This is a genomic window from Nesterenkonia haasae (assembly GCF_010119385.1).
Taxonomy (GTDB): domain Bacteria; phylum Actinomycetota; class Actinomycetes; order Actinomycetales; family Micrococcaceae; genus Nesterenkonia; species Nesterenkonia haasae.
In genome coordinates this window covers 572,390-588,670 of sequence record NZ_VFIE01000017.1, presented here as the reverse complement: position 1 = coordinate 588,670, position 16,281 = coordinate 572,390, and the positions used below count along the sequence as shown (strand labels likewise).

The 16,281-nt window shown below is 61.5% G+C and carries 16 protein-coding genes; 9 read left to right on the top strand and 7 right to left on the bottom strand.

The features are described 5' to 3' along the window. The first annotated feature begins 46 nt into the window (after positions 1 to 46). Positions 47 to 550, top strand: a complete 504-nt coding sequence (locus FH975_RS02825; protein ID WP_162319928.1) for a DUF3145 domain-containing protein — start codon at positions 47 to 49, stop codon at positions 548 to 550. An 86-nt stretch (positions 551 to 636) separates the two neighbouring features. Here the strand turns inward: FH975_RS02825 and fabF are convergent, their stop codons facing one another. The 6 genes from fabF to aceE form a co-directional block, all read right to left on the bottom strand. Beyond that, positions 637 to 1,881 (bottom strand): beta-ketoacyl-ACP synthase II, encoded by a 1,245-nt coding sequence (gene fabF, locus FH975_RS02820; RefSeq protein WP_162319927.1) that lies wholly within the window; start codon positions 1,879 to 1,881, stop codon positions 637 to 639. 127 nt (positions 1,882 to 2,008) lie between these two features. Further along, entirely contained in the window at positions 2,009 to 2,254 is a 246-nt protein-coding gene (locus FH975_RS02815; RefSeq protein ID WP_138252102.1) for an acyl carrier protein, read from the bottom strand. A gap of 55 nt (positions 2,255 to 2,309) precedes the next feature. Further along, positions 2,310 to 3,362 (bottom strand): beta-ketoacyl-ACP synthase III, encoded by a 1,053-nt coding sequence (locus FH975_RS02810; protein ID WP_162319926.1) that lies wholly within the window; start codon positions 3,360 to 3,362, stop codon positions 2,310 to 2,312. Positions 3,363 to 3,385: 23 nt separating this feature from the next. Next, positions 3,386 to 4,324 carry an ACP S-malonyltransferase gene (locus FH975_RS02805; RefSeq protein ID WP_162319925.1) on the bottom strand — a complete coding sequence of 313 codons (939 nt, stop codon included), beginning with the start codon at positions 4,322 to 4,324 and terminating at the stop codon, positions 3,386 to 3,388. A 108-nt stretch (positions 4,325 to 4,432) separates the two neighbouring features. Continuing rightward, positions 4,433 to 5,608, bottom strand: coding sequence for a PucR family transcriptional regulator (locus FH975_RS02800; protein WP_162319924.1), 1,176 nt, complete (start codon positions 5,606 to 5,608; stop codon positions 4,433 to 4,435). A 41-nt stretch (positions 5,609 to 5,649) separates the two neighbouring features. Then, positions 5,650 to 8,391, bottom strand: a complete 2,742-nt coding sequence (gene aceE / locus FH975_RS02795; RefSeq protein ID WP_162319923.1) for a pyruvate dehydrogenase (acetyl-transferring), homodimeric type — start codon at positions 8,389 to 8,391, stop codon at positions 5,650 to 5,652. Positions 8,392 to 8,564: 173 nt separating this feature from the next. Here aceE and FH975_RS02790 point away from each other — a divergent pair, with 173 nt between their 5' ends. The 8 genes from FH975_RS02790 (at position 8,565) to FH975_RS02755 (ending at position 15,733) form a co-directional block, all read left to right on the top strand. Next, on the top strand, positions 8,565 to 9,002 hold the full coding sequence (locus FH975_RS02790; RefSeq protein WP_328821744.1) for a DUF3052 domain-containing protein: 438 nt from the start codon (positions 8,565 to 8,567) through the stop codon (positions 9,000 to 9,002). Between the two features lie 7 nt (positions 9,003 to 9,009). Further along, a complete protein-coding gene (locus FH975_RS02785) occupies positions 9,010 to 9,492 on the top strand; it encodes a redoxin domain-containing protein (RefSeq protein WP_202922948.1) in 483 nt (160 codons plus the stop codon). Positions 9,493 to 9,514: 22 nt separating this feature from the next. Next, complete coding sequence (gene holA / locus FH975_RS02780; protein ID WP_162319921.1) at positions 9,515 to 10,516, top strand: DNA polymerase III subunit delta; 1,002 nt, start codon at positions 9,515 to 9,517, stop codon at positions 10,514 to 10,516. A 243-nt stretch (positions 10,517 to 10,759) separates the two neighbouring features. Further along, complete coding sequence (gene rpsT / locus FH975_RS02775; protein ID WP_162319920.1) at positions 10,760 to 11,020, top strand: 30S ribosomal protein S20; 261 nt, start codon at positions 10,760 to 10,762, stop codon at positions 11,018 to 11,020. A gap of 92 nt (positions 11,021 to 11,112) precedes the next feature. Beyond that, complete coding sequence (lepA, locus tag FH975_RS02770) at positions 11,113 to 12,972, top strand: translation elongation factor 4 (protein ID WP_162319919.1); 1,860 nt, start codon at positions 11,113 to 11,115, stop codon at positions 12,970 to 12,972. A gap of 38 nt (positions 12,973 to 13,010) precedes the next feature. Continuing rightward, positions 13,011 to 14,297: a radical SAM family heme chaperone HemW gene (hemW, locus tag FH975_RS02765; RefSeq protein ID WP_162319918.1), complete on the top strand. Its 1,287-nt coding sequence runs from the start codon at positions 13,011 to 13,013 to the stop codon at positions 14,295 to 14,297. A gap of 52 nt (positions 14,298 to 14,349) precedes the next feature. After that, a complete protein-coding gene (locus tag FH975_RS02760) occupies positions 14,350 to 14,973 on the top strand; it encodes a SatD family protein (protein ID WP_162319917.1) in 624 nt (207 codons plus the stop codon). A 25-nt stretch (positions 14,974 to 14,998) separates the two neighbouring features. After that, positions 14,999 to 15,733, top strand: a complete 735-nt coding sequence (locus FH975_RS02755) for a hypothetical protein (protein ID WP_162319916.1) — start codon at positions 14,999 to 15,001, stop codon at positions 15,731 to 15,733. Between the two features lie 9 nt (positions 15,734 to 15,742). Here FH975_RS02755 and FH975_RS02750 read toward each other — a convergent pair whose 3' ends face one another. Next, positions 15,743 to 16,204: a DUF4870 domain-containing protein gene (locus tag FH975_RS02750; protein ID WP_235928290.1), complete on the bottom strand. Its 462-nt coding sequence runs from the start codon at positions 16,202 to 16,204 to the stop codon at positions 15,743 to 15,745. Positions 16,205 to 16,281 lie beyond the last annotated feature (77 nt).

Below are 16,281 nucleotides of genomic sequence, written 5' to 3'. Positions count from 1 at the left end.
CGGCCGTTGGGGAAGACGTACCGAGACGCACATGTGGAGGATGGATATGTCGGAATATGTGGCCAGGGGTGTCCTGCACATCCACTCGGCGCCCAGCGCGCTCTGCCCTCACGTTGAATGGGCAGTAGCGTCAGTTGTGGACGCACGAGTCGATTTTGCGTGGGTCCAGCAGCCTGCTGCGCCCGGAACACACCGCGCCGAACTGACCTGGCAGGGTAAACAGGGCCTGGGTGCCAAAATGGCATCTGCGCTGCGCGCATTGGGTCATCTGCGCTTTGAGGTGACAGAAGAGCCGTCGCCCGGTTGTGACGGGTCCCGATGGTCGCACACCCCTGAACTGGGAATCTTCCACGCCACAGTAGACACAGCCGGCAACATCATGGTCTCTGAGGACCGGATCCGCTACGCATACGAACTTGGAGTCGGCGACCCCACTGTGATGTACCAGGAGCTTTCGCTTGCTCTAGGCGAAGCCTGGGATGAAGAGTTGGAACCCTTCAGGCATGCGGCCGAGGGTGCTCCTGTCCGTTGGCTGAGCCACGCAGTCTAGGCACCACTAGGCACCATTCCGCTGCCGAGGTCCCTCACTTTACGCGTGCGGTACGCGTGATGAGGAGCCGGCGCGTTGGCGCGGTATCAAACGGTTCGGAAGGCAGCCACAGCATTGTGGCCTCCGAAGCCGAAGCTTGAGCAGATACCCACTTGGTCGTCCGCGCGGAGTTCCCGTGGGGAGCCGGTCACCACATCGAGAGGGATCTTCTGGTCCTGATTATCCAGGTTAATGGTCACCGGAGCTTTGCGGTCGGCCAGGGCCTTGACGGTCAGTACAGACTCCACGGCACCGGCAGCACCCAGGAGATGGCCCGTCTGTGACTTGGTGGCCGAGACGCAGATCGACTCCAGGTGCTGACCGAAAACGGCCTTCATGGCCACGTATTCGGGGACATCACCGAGAGGTGTGGAGGTCGCATGCGCGTTGACGTGGGTCACATCCGTTTCGGAGGCATCGGCTGAGGCAAGTGCGCGGCGCAAAGCCCGTGTGGCACCCTGGCCCTCTGGGTCAGGTGCCGTGATGTGGTGCGCATCAGAGGTGACCGCTCCACCGGCCAGTTCGGCGTACGCAGTGGCGCCGCGTGCCTCAGCGTGCTCCTGTGTTTCGATGATCAGGGCACCGGCGCCTTCACCCATGACGAAGCCGTCCCGGTCAATGTCATAAGGGCGTGATGCCGCACCAGGGTCGTCATTGCGCCGTGAGAGTGCTTGCATATTTGCGAATGCCGCGAGGGGGAGCGGGTGAATAGCGGCTTCGGTTCCGCCCGCCAATACCACGTCTACCTCACCTGAGTTCAGCAGGTCCATGGCCATAATGAGTGCCTCTACTCCGGAGGCACAGGCGGAGACCGCAGTGCGCGCCCCAGCTTGAGCGCCGAAAGCCAGACTGATAGCGCCGGATGCCCCATTGGGCATCAGCATAGGCACGGTCATCGGAAGGACTCGCCGCGGACCTTTCTCACGCAAGGTGTCCCACGAGTTCAGCAGCGTCCATACTCCACCGATCCCGGTGGCAAAGCTGACGGCCAGGCGTTCTCCATCGACGTCAGCGTCTTCCAGACCGGCGTCTGCCCAGGCTTCGCGCGCAGCCACCATGCCTAACTGAGTCGATCTGTCCATCCGGCGTGTCTCAGGCCGGGAAAGGACCTCTGCAGGCTCTACCGCCACCTCTGCTGCGAACGTTACCGGCAGGTCATACTGCTCGACCCAGTCGTGTTCGAGCGTCTTGGCGCCAGGGGTGCCGGCAAGAGCGGCATCCCAGGTGCTCTTGACGTCACCGCCAAGGGGAGTGGTGGCACCGAGCCCGGTGATAACGAGACGTTTCGACATGGAACTTTCCTACCTGCTGAGGATGTAGCGGTCTGTCCCGCAGTAACGAGCACCACGAGAGCTTATGCGGAGGGTGTGGGGGCGTTAGCCCCCACACAAACCCTGCGACTGAACGAGAAGAGCGAACTCAGCCGGCAGCGTTGGCGATGTAGGTCACAGCATCACCGACGGTGGTCAAGTTCTTGACCTCCTCATCGGGGATCTTCACATCGAACTTCTCTTCGGCATTGACCACGATCGTCATCATGGAGATGGAGTCAATGTCCAGGTCTTCAGTGAAAGACTTGTCCAGCTGGACTTCTTCGGTCTCCAGACCGGTCTCTTCCTCTACGATCTCGGCAAGTCCGGCGAGGATTGCATTCTTATCAGCCACTGGGGCTCCTCTCATTAGTGTTCGGTTGGATGTGCAAAAAACGTGCGTGTCTAACTTACGGGATTCGGATGACTTGTGCGCCGTACACCAGGCCCGCGCCGAATCCGATCTGCAGTGCGAGCCCCCCAGAAATTTCAGGATTCTCGGCTCGCAAGCGATGCAGCGCCAGGGGAATTGACGCCGCAGAGGTGTTACCAGCATCAACGATGTCACGGCCCACCAGGACATGTTCAGGAAGTTTGAGCTGTTTGGATAGCTCGTCGATGATCCTGATGTTGGCCTGGTGCGGGACAAATGCCGCAAGGTCTTCGGCCGCAACGCCTGCTTTCTCAAGAGCCTCGGCGGCAACTTTCGCCATTTCCCAAACTGCCCAGCGGAACACGGTCTGCCCGTCCTGCCGAAGTGTGGGCCACAACCGCTGTTCCTGATCCAGCAGCGCGGTGGCATCACCCGAGGTGTGGGCGTCGAACAGAGCATCCCGCAACCTCAGGAGGGAGCTGTCCATGGACACTGCATTCCACTTCTCACCGTTTGACCCGATGACTGATGCAGCGATGCCTGGAGTGACGGAAGGCCCGACCACCACAGCGCCAGCGCCGTCGCCCAGCAGAAAACTGATGGACCGTTCATGGTTGTCGATAATGTCGGAGAGTTTCTCCACCCCGACGACCAATACATGCTCGGCGTGGCCGGATCGGACAAGCGCATCCGCTTGCGCGATGCCGTAGCAGTAACCGGCGCAAGCTGCGGAGATGTCGAAGGCAGCGGCTGGCGTGGCACCGACTCGGTGGGCAAGGTCGGAGGCGGCCGAAGGGGTCATATAGGGGTGAGTCACCGTAGACACGATGACCGAGTCCACCTGTGAACCGGCAATGCCCGCATCCTGGAGTGCCTCAAGCGCAGCGGCCTCCGCCATATCGACCACAGAGACGTCTGCAGGGGCTCGATGACGAGTGACGATTCCGGTCCGCTTGCGGATCCATTCGTCTGAAGAGTCAATCCACTGGCAGATCTGCTCATTGTCCACAAGGGTTGAAGGGCGATAAGCACCGAGGCCGAGCACAGCGGTGGCATCGACTGGGTTGGTGGGCTTCAGGGTGGCGGTCACTGTGTGTCTCTTCAGTCGGAGTTTCAGGCGGTGTGTTCTGCTATGAACTCAGCGGCGGCGCTGAGGTCGTCAGGAGACTTCACGGCACATGTCTTGGTGCCTTTCATAGCGCGTTTGGCGAGTCCGGCGAGCGTTCCGCCCGGCAGCAGTTCCAGAACTCCGGTGACACCGGCCTCCCGCATGGAATCCATGCACGAGTCCCAGCGCACTGGTCGGGTGACCTGGTCGACAATCTGGTCCAAGACGTCAGAACCGGTATGCACCGCAGCTCCGTCGCGGTTCGACAGTAGGGTCACTCCTGGATGGGCCGCCGATGTGGACTGCGCTGCGGCGGACAATGCGCGCTTGGCGGGGGCCATGTACTGCGTATGGAAGGCTCCGGCGACCTTCAGCGGGATCGCCCGGGCGCGGGCCGGAGGATTGGAGCAGAGGCGATCAATTCCGGCCTGGGAGCCTGCGGCCACGATTTGCCCGGCCCCGTTGAGGTTCGCTGGGGTGAGCCCGGCTGACTCGATGGCGGTCAACACCTCTTCCTCCGCGCCACCAAGTACTGCGGCCATCCCGGTGGTTTCAGCTCCAGCAGCCTCAGCCATTGCCGTTGCACGCACCGAGATCAGCTCCAAAGCCTGCTGGGCAGTCAGCACCCCAGCCAGAGCCGCCGCAGGAATCTCACCCACTGAATGGCCGGAGACGAGAACCTTGTCGCCGAGCTCCGAGAGCCGCCCCGGCGTGAGGCCAAGTGCATTGGCGCTCAACAGCGTGGAGGCCACAATAAGAGGCTGCGCGACGGCAGTGTCGCGGATGGTCTCTTCATCGGATGTGGTGCCGTGGGCGATGAGATCGGTTCCCGCATACCCGGAGTATTCGGCAAGAAGCGCGGCGGTGGCGTCGTCGTTCTCCAGCCACGGGGTCAGGAGACCGGGAGTCTGGGAGCCCTGTCCAGGGCATACGATAGCTAGCACACGCTCAACCTTTCCATCACCTGGGCGTTAGCGCCCCCATCTCCACAGACGACATCGTGTGCACGAACTTGTAGGTACTCTACAACGTTCTGGTCAGCTCGCTCCTCGTCACAGCCGACCTAGGGACAATGCTGTATGCAGAACGTAAGCATCGCGGGGCTCCATAGGATCCCACCCGGTGACTTCCGTAATGCGTTTGAGGCGGTAGCGGACTGTATTGGTGTGCACAAACAGCTCCCGCGCAGTGGCCTCTAGGGAGTGCCCACCGTTGACATAGGCATCCACGGTTTCAAGTAGGCCGTGACCGGCAGCCTGCAGAGGGGTGCAGATTCCGCTGGTCAGAGCGTCTTTGGCGTGCGGGTCTCCGGCAAGAGCCCGCTCCGGAAGCAGCTCCTCCGCTGCGGCTGGCCGGGGAGTGCGGCTCCAAGCCGGCGCCGCTGAGCAGCCGGCGAACGCGGACTGGGCGCAGCGGGCAGCGTTGGCGATCGGCCCCTCGTGCTGGGAGTAGACCACTGGCCCTTCGCCAAAGTGCGGCAAGATTCTAGCCAGTCCCTGTTCCAAGTTCGTGACCCCGCCCAGCAGCAGGATCAGCCGATGGCCCTGCACACCGACGACAGCGTCGCCGGCGAATCGGACACACTGCCGCCGCAGGTGGGAAAGGAACACCGCATCAGCCTGCTCAGGCGCGGACCCGACCACGACGACGACGCCGGCACCAGACTGCCAGCCCACAGCTGCAGCTCGGGAGGCGATCTGCTCGGCCGGGTCGGCACGCAGAACCGCGTCCACCAACAGGGCCTCGAGGCGTGAATCCCAGGCCCCGCGAGACTCCGCTGCGCGGGCGTAGACATCGGCAATGGCGAAGGCTACTTCCCTCGAGTAGCGCAACACAGCCTCCAGCATGGGAGGTTGGTCCGGCTCAGGCATCAGGCCGGGAAGCCTGGCTTCCACAGCGTCAACGATGGTGCGAATCAGCTGCAGCGCACGCTGGAGGCTGATCGTGCGCATCAGGTCGGTGGGCGCTGGCCCCAGCAGTTCGTTGACCAGTGGGAGCGAACGTGCTGCTGGATCCTGCAGCCAGTTGGCCAGGCCTGCGATGCCCCGCTGGGCGATGAGGCGCAGCGAGGCGCGCTCTTCAGTGGAGAGCTGGTTGTACCAGGGCAGTTCAGCCTCCAGGTGCTGACCCACTTCAGTGGTCAGCTTGCCGGTGTTGCTGCGCAGCACCTCAAGGGCCTCTTCTGAGACGTGTACGGCTTTGGGCAGCCGTCCTGTGTCGACACTCATAGACTCACACCCTACGTTGTGGGGTGTCTACAACCAGTAGCCTAAGCGTCCCCTCCCGCCGTGCCGGAGGTTCCGGCATTGGGGTCAGCCAGCTTGTACTTCTCCATAGCCTCGGCAGCTTCCTGCGTCTTGCCGAGCATCTGCAGGGCTCGGACCACCATCGAGTGCGCATCGATCTTGAAATGCCTGCGGGCCGCTGCCCGGGTGTCAGAGAAGCCGAAGCTGTCGGCACCCAGGGTGGCGAAAGGGTTCGGCACAAAATGGCGGATCTGGTCTGGTACTGAGGTCACATAGTCGGTGGAGGCGATAATCGGTCCCTCTGCACCTTCAAGCTGCTGAGCAACGAACGGCACTTCTGGCTCCCGCTCAGGATCCATCATTGCCGCCTGTTCGACGTGAAGAGCTTGGCGTCGCAGCTCATTCCAGCTCGTCACGGACCATACATCTGCGGAGACGCCCCAGTCTTCAGCCAAGAGCTCCTGAGCTTCTAGGGCCCACGGGACGGAGACTCCTGAGGCGAGCAGCTGAGCCTTATTGTCGGCTCCGCTCTCAGCCTCGAGGTCGGAGGCTTTGAGCTTGTAGATCCCGCGCTTGACGCCTTCAACGTCTAAGCCTTCAGGTTCCGGCAAATGAGTCACCGGCTCGTTGTAGACCGTGATGTAGTACATGACGTTGTGGTCACCGTCGTGGTCGCCGTACATTTCGTACAGGCCGTTCTCCACGATGTGGCCTATCTCGTAGCCGAACGCTGGGTCGAAGTGCTTCACCGCGGGGTTGGTGCTCGCCAGTATGGGGGAGTGGCCGTCTGCATGCTGCAGGCCCTCACCAGTCAGCGTGGTACGTCCGGCAGTGGCCCCAATGATGAAGCCACGCGCCATCTGATCCGCCGCGGCCCAGAAGGAGTCTCCGGTGCGCTGGAACCCGAACATCGAATAGAAGATGTAGAAGGGGATCATCGCTTCACCGTGCGTGGCGTAGCTGGTTCCTGCGGCGGTGAACGCCGCAGTCGCTCCAGCTTCGTTGATGCCCGGATGCAGCAGCTGCCCCTGGGCAGACTCCTTGTACGCCAGCATCAGCTCGCGGTCCACAGAGAGGTAGTTCTGCCCCTTGGGGTTGTAGATCTTTGCCGTGGGGAAGAAGGAGTCCATACCGAAGGTTCGCGCCTCATCGGGCACGATCGGGATGATCCGTTCGCCGAAGTCCTTCTCCCGCATCAAGTCCTTCAGCAGCCGGACGAAGGCCATCGTGGTGGCAGCCTGTTGTTTGCCGGAGCCCTTCTTGGTGCCGGCGTAGGCTTTCTCCCCGGGAAGTTTGAGCGTGTTGGCTGGCACACGGCGCTCAGGAAGTGCGCCACCGAGCTTCTGGCGCCGTTCGCGCATGTAGGCGATCTCCTCGGCGTCCTCCCCAGGATGGAAGTAGGGCACGTTGTAGGGGTCGGCCTCGATCTGTTCGTCGGAGACGGGGATACGCAGAGTGTCACGGAAGCGCTTGAGATCGTCCACGGTGAGCTTCTTCATCTGGTGCGTCGCGTTGCGACCTTCGAAACTCGGTCCCAGACCGTAACCCTTGATGGTCTGCGCCAGGATGACTGTGGGCTTCTCGTTGGTTTCCACGGCCGCCTTATACGCGGCGTAGACCTTCTTGTAGTCGTGTCCACCCCGCTTGAGGCCCCAAATCTCATCATCGGACATGTCGGCGACCATCTCTTTGGTCTTGGCGGACCGGCCGAAGAAGTGCTCACGCACAAACGCGCCGGACTCGGCCTTATAGGTCTGGTAGTCGCCGTCGAGCGTCTCGTTCATGATCCGGACCAGTTCACCGTCGTCGCTCTGTTCCAGCAGGGTGTCCCATTCGCGGCCCCAGAGCACCTTGATCACATTCCAACCGGCACCCCGGAAGAACGCCTCAAGCTCCTGGACGATCTTTCCGTTGCCGCGGACCGGGCCATCCAGGCGCTGCAGATTGCAGTTGATCACAAAGTGAAGATTGTCCAGCTTCTCGTTCGCAGCCAGCTGCAGCAGACCACGGGATTCGGGCTCATCCATCTCACCATCACCGAGGAACGCCCAAACGTTCTGATCTGAAGTATCGCGAATGCCCCTGTTGTGCAGGTACCGGTTGAACTGCGCCTGATAGATCGCGTTCATCGGGCCCAGACCCATGGACACGGTCGGGAACTGCCAGAAGTCAGGCATCAACCGTGGGTGCGGATAGGAGCTGAGCCCATAGGGGGCTTTTGAGACTTCCTGGCGGAAGCCGTCCAGATGCTTCTCGGTCAGGCGCCCCTCCAGGAATGCTCGGGCATAGTTTCCGGGTGAGGAGTGTCCCTGGAAGTAGATCTGGTCGCCACCACCGGGGTGATCAGCACCGCGGAAGAAGTGGTTGTGTCCCACCTCGTACAGCGTGGCGACGCCTGCATAGCTTGAGATGTGCCCGCCCACGGAGATTTCTTCTGCCTGGGCCCGGTGCACCATGATTGCGGCGTTCCACCGCAGAAGCCGCCGGTACTTACGCTCCATGTCCTCATCACCGGGAAAGTCCGGTTCCTGATCAACAGGGATGGTGTTCACGTAGTCGGTGGTGGTGACCATAGGCACGCCGATGGACTTAGCACCGGCGCGCTGCAGCAGCGCCCGAATAATGTACTCAGCACGCTCCGTGCCGTGAGCTTCGACCAGCTGATCGAGCGATTCAATCCACTCGCTGGTCTCTTCCGGGTCCATATCCGGTAGCTGGTCGATCAGGCCGCTTCGGATGTGGGATGTCTCTTCGCCAGCGCTCACTGTGGGGCACCTTTCTGACGTTGTAGTACCGGCCCCGCGGTAGCAGGACCATTTTCGAGGTGGTGATCCGAGCCGCATGGGTGGCGGACAGACCCAGTCTGAAATGCAACTCTACCGGTTTCATGAAGTGTCGCACTTCCCGCTCAGCGATAAATCCGCGTAACGTTGACGTTGTGGGACTGAATAATGATGCCGCCACGAATGTTGTTGACCACAAGAGCCTGCTTGAGGAGCTCGGTCTAAAGGCCGATGCACTGGTGCAGGAGATTGGGGTCGACGACGACGTTGACGATGACCTCCGGGATGCCTTGGACGAACTTCTCGACGAACCTCTCATCGATGAGGATGAGCAAGAGGTCGTCGACGCCGTACTGCTGTGGTTCCGCGCGGGTGAAGAGGACCTCACCGATGCGCTACTGGATGGCCTGACCACTTTGGAGGAGGGCGGCGCGGTCTGGCTGATGACACCCCGGTCCGGCCGTGACGGCTATGTGCCGCCGGTGGAAATCCAAGATGCGGCCACCGACGCCGGCCTCCATGTGACATCCTCCGCCGGTGTGAGCGCCGACTGGTCGGCCAGTCGACTGGTGCACCGCAAATCCTGGTCCTAGAGCCGCAGTGAGCCCTGCACGACGCCGCCCGGCTCTGAAAGAGACCGCCGCTGACTTTGCACTGCGAAACCAGCATGGCGAAACTGTGGAGACGGAGCAGCTTCGCGGAGCCCCCAGTGTGCTCATGTTTTATCCGTTCGCATTTAGTCAGGTCTGCGGCTCTGAACTCACCGAAATCCAGGCCAGATGGGCCGACCTCGCCCACATGGGTGTCCGGCTCTGTGCCATTTCCTGCGACAGTGTGCACACTCTCCGTGCCTATGCTGAGCGGCTCGGCGAGATTCGATTCGATCTGCTCAGCGACTTCTGGCCGCATGGGGCAGTCGCGCAGGCGTTTGGGGCCTTTGATGTGCAGAAGGGCTGCCCAACCCGGGAAACGTTCGTCCTGGATGCGCAGCTGAGGGTGCGCCGAACTGTATCTGCTGAGTTCACCCAGAGCCGCGACTTCACCGAGGTGTTAGACGCACTCCGAGCGATCCGCCGAGACTGAGTAGCACCGATAGGATCAGACCATGCCGCCCAGATCCTCTCACCGTGCACCACCGACAGGGCCGGACTTCCGCACAGTTGAACCCTCCGCGTTGATCCTCCTGAAGGGCGCTGAAGACTACGTCGCCACTCGCGCTCTGGATCGAGTGCGGGCTGCCCTGAAGGCGCAACACCCAGATCTGGAGTTCACCAGGATGGATGTCTCAGAAGCCACACGCGGTGAACTCACCACCCTCGCCTCGCCCTCGCTGTTCGGCGAACCGAGATTGATCCTGGCTGAAGACCTGGCCCACATGAACGAGGTCTTCCTGGAGGATGCACTGCGTTTCCTGGAGGAACCCGCCGATTCTGAGGTGACGCTGATCCTTCGCCACAGCGGAGGTAACCGGGGGAAGAAGCTGACTGACGCGATCAGCGCCCGCGGGGTCGTCGTCGACTGCTCATCAGTTAAGAGCGACAATGACAAGCTCGATTTTGTGCGCAAAGAGTTCCGCACCGCTCAACGCACCATCCACCCCGAGGCGGCCAGGGCTCTGGTGTCTGCGGCAGGCTCCACCTTGTCCGATCTTGGCAGTGCCTGCCAGCAACTGATGCGCGATGTCCCGGAGGACATCACCGCCGACCATGTCGATAAGTACTTCGGTGGACGTGTGGAAGCCTCGGCATTCAAAGTCGCTGACGCCACCTTCGCGGGACGGGGCGAGGCAGCCCTTCGGCTTTACCGCCACGCGCTCTCCACCGGCGTATCTCCAGTAGCGGTCACCGCCGCCCTGGCTATGAAGGCGCGGCAGGTGGCAGCGCTGGTAGACCACCGCGGCGCCCAGGGGGAACTCGCGCAGACCCTGAAGATGGCCCCCTGGCAGCTGAAACAGGCCGCTGAGACAGCCCGCCGGTGGACCCCGCGTGAGGCCGCAGGCGCAGTGGAAGCCGTCGCCCAGGCCGACGCCGAAGTCAAGGGTGTGTCCAGAACCCCGGAGTACGCCGTCGAAAAAGCCATCGCGCGGATCACCACGCAAGTCTCCTAGACCGTCGAACTGGCCCCAAGTCTGCTAGGATATGGTGCTAGTGTCCGGGGGTCGATGAAGGCCCCTGCACTGTCTGGCGACGGCAACCAGCGCGCTGAGCTCATGGGCCCCTCTACCTGAAGAGTCCAGCGTGAATCGCCAAGGTGCCCCACACCACTGAAAACTTCCGTCGTCGCCGCGCCCTCACCGGGGCGTCAAGGCAGTGCTCGTCATGACAAGCACAAGTAGCTAAGGAATTCACCCGTGGCAAATATCAAGTCTCAGAAGAAGCGCATTCTCACCAACGAAAAGAGCCGCCAGCGCAACCAGGCGGTCAAGTCGGAGATCAAGACTGCGATCAAGAAGGTCCACAACGCCGTCGAAGCCGGTGACAAGGACGCAGCTGTCGTCGCCAACCGGGAGGCTAGCCGCAAGCTCGACAAAGCCGTCTCGAAGGGCGTCATCCACAAGAACCAGGCTGCTAACCGGAAATCCGGAATCGCACACCTGGTGCAGTCGGTCTGACCCGACGCTCCTGCAGGGGCCTCGCACGTGACCGCGTGCGGGGCCTTCGCTTTATGATGGACTGACCCCTATGCGAAGGACGGATTGAACACGTGAGTCCGAAGGCCAGCACACCACTGGTGCCCGCTCAGACGGCCCCCCGCTCGATCCGCAATTTTTGCATCATCGCGCATATCGACCACGGTAAATCCACCCTCGCCGACCGAATGTTGCAGCTCACCGGAGTCGTCGAGCCGCGCCTGATGAAGGCCCAGTACCTGGACCGGATGGACATTGAGCGCGAACGCGGCATCACCATCAAGTCTCAGGCAGTTCGTATGCCCTGGGATTTTCTGGGCGAGACCTACGCGTTCCACATGATCGACACCCCCGGCCATGTGGACTTCAGCTACGAAGTCTCCCGCTCTTTAGCCGCTTGTGAGGGCGCAGTCCTCCTGGTCGACGCCGCCCAAGGCATTGAAGCTCAAACTTTGGCGAATCTCTACCTGGCGATGGAGCATGAACTGACGATCATCCCGGTGCTCAACAAGATCGACCTCCCGGCGGCCATGCCGGACAAGTATGCCGAAGAATTGGCCCACCTGATCGGTTGTGAGCCTGATGATGTGCTGCGGGTTTCCGGGAAAACCGGAGAAGGAGTCGAGGAGCTGCTGGACCGGATTGTTGACCAGGTCCCTGCCCCCGAAGGTGAGGCCGACTCTCCGGCGCGGGCGATGATCTTCGATTCCGTCTATGACACGTACCGGGGCGTTGTCACGTTCGTACGTGTCACCGACGGCAGGCTCGGCCGCCGCGAAAAGATCAAGATGATGTCCACCGGCGCGACCCATGAACTTTTGGAGATTGGCGTCTCCAGCCCTGAACCTGAGGCCACCGAAGGCCTCGGTGTGGGGGAGGTCGGTTATCTCATCACCGGGGTCAAGGACGTGCGGCAGTCCAAAGTGGGTGACACGGTGACCTCCGCAGCGAAACCGGCGTCGTCGATTATCGGCGGCTATCAGGAACCCAAACCCATGGTGTTCTCCGGGCTGTTCCCCCTGGACGGTTCGGATTTTCCGGTACTGCGTGAGGCACTGGAGAAACTCCAACTCAATGACGCCGCGCTGAACTTCGAACCCGAAACCTCAACTGCTCTGGGATTCGGCTTCCGTGTGGGATTTCTGGGGCTGCTGCACCTGGAGATTACCCGGGAGCGCCTGGAGCAGGAATACAATCTGGATCTGATCTCCACGGCTCCGAACGTGATCTACCACGTGAAAGATGAATCCGGAGAACCTCATGAGGTGACCAACCCGTCGGAGTTCCCAGACGGCAAGATCGATGAGATCCGCGAACCCATCGTCGATGCCACCATTATCGTCCCAGCCGAATTCATCGGTGCGGTCATGGAACTCTGCCAGTCCCGACGCGGGTCAATGGATGGTATGGACTACCTCTCTGAGGAGCGCGTGGAGATCCGCTACACCATGCCGCTTGCGGAGATCGTGTTCGACTTCTTCGACCAGCTGAAGTCGCGCACCAAGGGGTATGCGTCACTGAACTGGCAAGCTTCCGGGGATCAGTCCGCTGATCTGGTCAAGGTGGAGATCCTCTTGCAGGGTGACAAGGTTGACGCATTCAGTGCCATCACCCACCGGGATCATGCCTACGCCTACGGGGTCAAGATGGCGTCAAAGCTCAAAGACCTCATCCCTCGTCAGCAGTTCGAGGTGCCGATCCAAGCTGCCATCGGTTCCCGCATCATCGCCCGCGAAAACATTCGAGCTATCCGCAAGGATGTGCTCTCCAAGTGCTACGGCGGCGATATCAGCCGTAAGCGCAAGCTGCTCGAGAAGCAGAAGGAGGGCAAGAAGCGGATGAAGATGGTCGGCACTGTCGAGGTCCCGCAGGAGGCATTTATTGCTGCGCTGAGTTCGGATGAGGGCAACGCCAAGGAGAAGGCGAAGAAGTGACCTCTGGTGTTGCTGCCTTCGCCGGTGAATGAGACGACATGCCCTCCGCATTGCCTCTGGGTGACCCTGTTCCCGCTGACGGCAGCTTCCCGCCCGAGGTGATTGAAGCTCTGCCTGCACGAGCGGATAAGCCTTTTGGGCTCTATGTGCACATTCCGTTCTGCTCGGTGCGCTGCGGCTACTGCGACTTCAACACCTACACCTCAGCTGACCTCGGTCCGGGAGCTTCGCACCAGTCGTACCCGGAGACGGTGGTGGCCGAGCTGGAGTTTGCTCGCCGAACGCTCGACGACGCCGGCGCACCAGAGCGTGCCCTCTCCACCATCTTCTTCGGCGGCGGGACCCCAACACTGCTGCCAGCCGGGGACCTCGCGCGAATTTTGCAGAAAGCGAAGGATCTGTTCGGCTTCGCCCCTGATGCAGAGGTGACCACTGAGGCAAATCCCGACACGGTGACCGACGAATCAGCTCAGATTCTGGCCGAAGCCGGGTTCACCCGACTGAGCTTAGGGATGCAGTCGGCTGTGCCGCACGTCCTGCGAACCCTGGATCGCACCCATGATCCGGATAATGTGCCGACTGCTCACGCCGCAGCCCGGGCTGCTGGTCTCGAAACCTCCCTCGACCTCATCTATGGAACGCCGGGGGAGTCGTTGGAGGACTGGAGCCAAAGTCTGAGAGCAGCGATCGCCCTGCGCCCCGATCACATCAGCGCCTACTCCCTGATTGTCGAGGACGGAACCGCTATGGCAGCCCAGATCCGCCGCGGCGAATTGGTTGACATCGACCCCGATGACCAAGCTGATAAGTACATAATGACGGACCAGATGGTGGCCGCTGCGGGTTACGAGTGGTATGAGGTGTCGAACTTCTCGCACAAGGGGCAATCCCAGTCTCGACACAATGTGAACTACTGGCGGGATTCTGACTGGTGGGGTGCGGGCCCTGGTGCGCATTCGCATCTCGCTGGTATGCGCTGGTGGAACGTCAAACACCCTGCTCCCTATGCGCAGCGAGTGCAGCAGGGAATCTCCCCGGGCCACGGACGGGAGCTGCTCGACGCAGAAGCTGCCGTCCTGGAGTACCTCATGCTTCGGCTACGGATCGTGGAGGGTCTGGACGTGGCCGAGTTCAACACCCTGCCCCAGCTCCTGCAGGGGGGAGGAGTCCCCATCACCGGGCAGGTTCTGCAGCAGCTGACGGCTGAGGGTCTGGCAGATCCCTCAGCCGCATGCCCTACCGAGGCTTACCCTGAAGGGCGGATCGTGCTGACTCTGGAGGGTCGATTACTTGCTGATGCGGTGACTCGCCGGCTCCTCGAGTAAAAATAACCCCAGAGAGTTATATATCGTGATTATAACCTGATAAAGTTATCTCATGAATGCCACTGTGCCGGTCGCGCTCATCGCTGATGTCATCGATTCCCGCAGCCATACGGACCGGAAGCATGTGCAGCGCTCTGCTGAAGACGCGCTTGATGCCGTTGCGAACATAGTCCCTCCAGCTGAGGCCTTTCACGCGACCGTGGGCGATGAATTCCAGGCCGTGTATGCCTCGCGCAATGACGCATTGCGTGCGACTCTATTCGCTGGTTTATTGCCCCAGCTCGGCCCGCTGTTGAGATTCGGGCTGGGTGAGGGTCGGGTGGATGGTGTACCCAGCCGAACCTCAGATCGTATCGAAGACGGTCCGGGGTGGTGGCATGCACGTGAGGCGATCGAGACCGTCGAATCACAGCAGCGGCGGTTCGCCTTTCTGCGCAGCTGGTACACCAGCGACTCTCCAGACCAGGACCTCGCGACTAATGCATACCTACTGACCCGGGACCAGCTACTCGCCGGGCTCAGTGTCCGGGCCCGGGACTATGCTCGGGGGGTGGTCGAGGGAGGCAGTCAAAAGAGCATTGCTGAGGCACACGGTGTTTCACAGCCCGCAGTCTCCAAGCTCCTGCGGGATTCCGGGGCCGCTGCTCTGATCGAAGGGTTCAGAATGTTGACATGAACAGTAAGGACAAGGAGGGTCGCCTGTGTTGCTGCTGGCAACGGTCCTGGTAGTCATTGGCCTGGGGGACATCCTCCGGGCGCTGCTGCCTGCAGGCGCGTCGACTGTACTGACCTTCACCGGGATAGGGGGGCTGGCCGCCACAGCTCTGCTCGCCGCCGGTCTCCTCACAGGGCTTCCGTGGTGGTCGGTTGGCCTGTGCATACTGCCGATTGCGCTGTGGTTCATGACCGTCTCTGTGGACACAGCTGCTGCGCCCCCTTCGGTGCGCCATGCAGCCCCCAGAGTCTTGGGATTCATTCTGCTCAGCGCTGTGATCACGGTCATCGGCGACAGCCTCGTGGTCGGTTCGGAGGCTCTCCCGGTCTCCACAGTGGGCCGATTCAGCACCGAGTTTGCCGCCCTGGCCCTGGGCCTGGCGTTGTTTCACGTGGTCAGCGCCAACGCCTTGGTGCGTATGGCGCTGGATGCGGAGCAGCACGGCCAACAGAGCTCTGATTCGGACCTCGTGGTTCGCACACCGCAGCTCAAGGGTGGGCGCTGGATCGGCCCGCTGGAGAGAATCACGCTGACGGGACTTCTCGTGGCCGGAGCCTATCCAGTTGTTGCCGGTCTCATCGCAGCCAAAGGCATCATCAGATTTCCAGAGATGCATGAAGACCGTGCGGAGGGCAATAAGGCCGAATATTTCCTCGTCGGCAGTTTCGTCAGCTGGGCGGTCGCCATCGTGGCGGCTGGCCTGCTCTGGACAGTCCGCTGATGCTTGTGCTCAGCGGACCAACCGCAGATTCAGCGGGTAGCGGTAAGGGCGACCCTTATTGCACTCAGTGCCGCCGATGAGTCCCGAGACGGCCATAAAGGCCCACACAAGGACGCCGCTGATTCCCGCTACGGCGGCTATCGAAGGGATGAAAGCCAAGCCATAGCAGATCAGGACGATCACAGTCAGGGGCAGAGTGAAGTTCAGTGCTTCCTTGGACTCCTGAGCGGTGAAGGGTCCGCGCTCACGGAGCAGCAGAAAAATGATCAGAGCAGGAATGCAGCCAGCAACGGCGCCGAAGTGCGAGATCATCGCCCAGCGGGTGTCTTCCTCCCGGGTCAGCATTGGCGCTGACGCGGAGGTTCGAGCGCCGCTGGAGGCGGCCCTCTGCTTGCCGTTCTGTGTCGTCACTGGGTTTCTCATGCCTTTCTTGGGGTCTGCGGCGTTCTTAACGTCTGACGGTGCTCTCATCTTAGAGCGCTCACCTTAATGCGGGCTGACTCTCCTCGGGGTGTGTTTCCGCTACGGTCACCAGGGCTGGGCTCGAC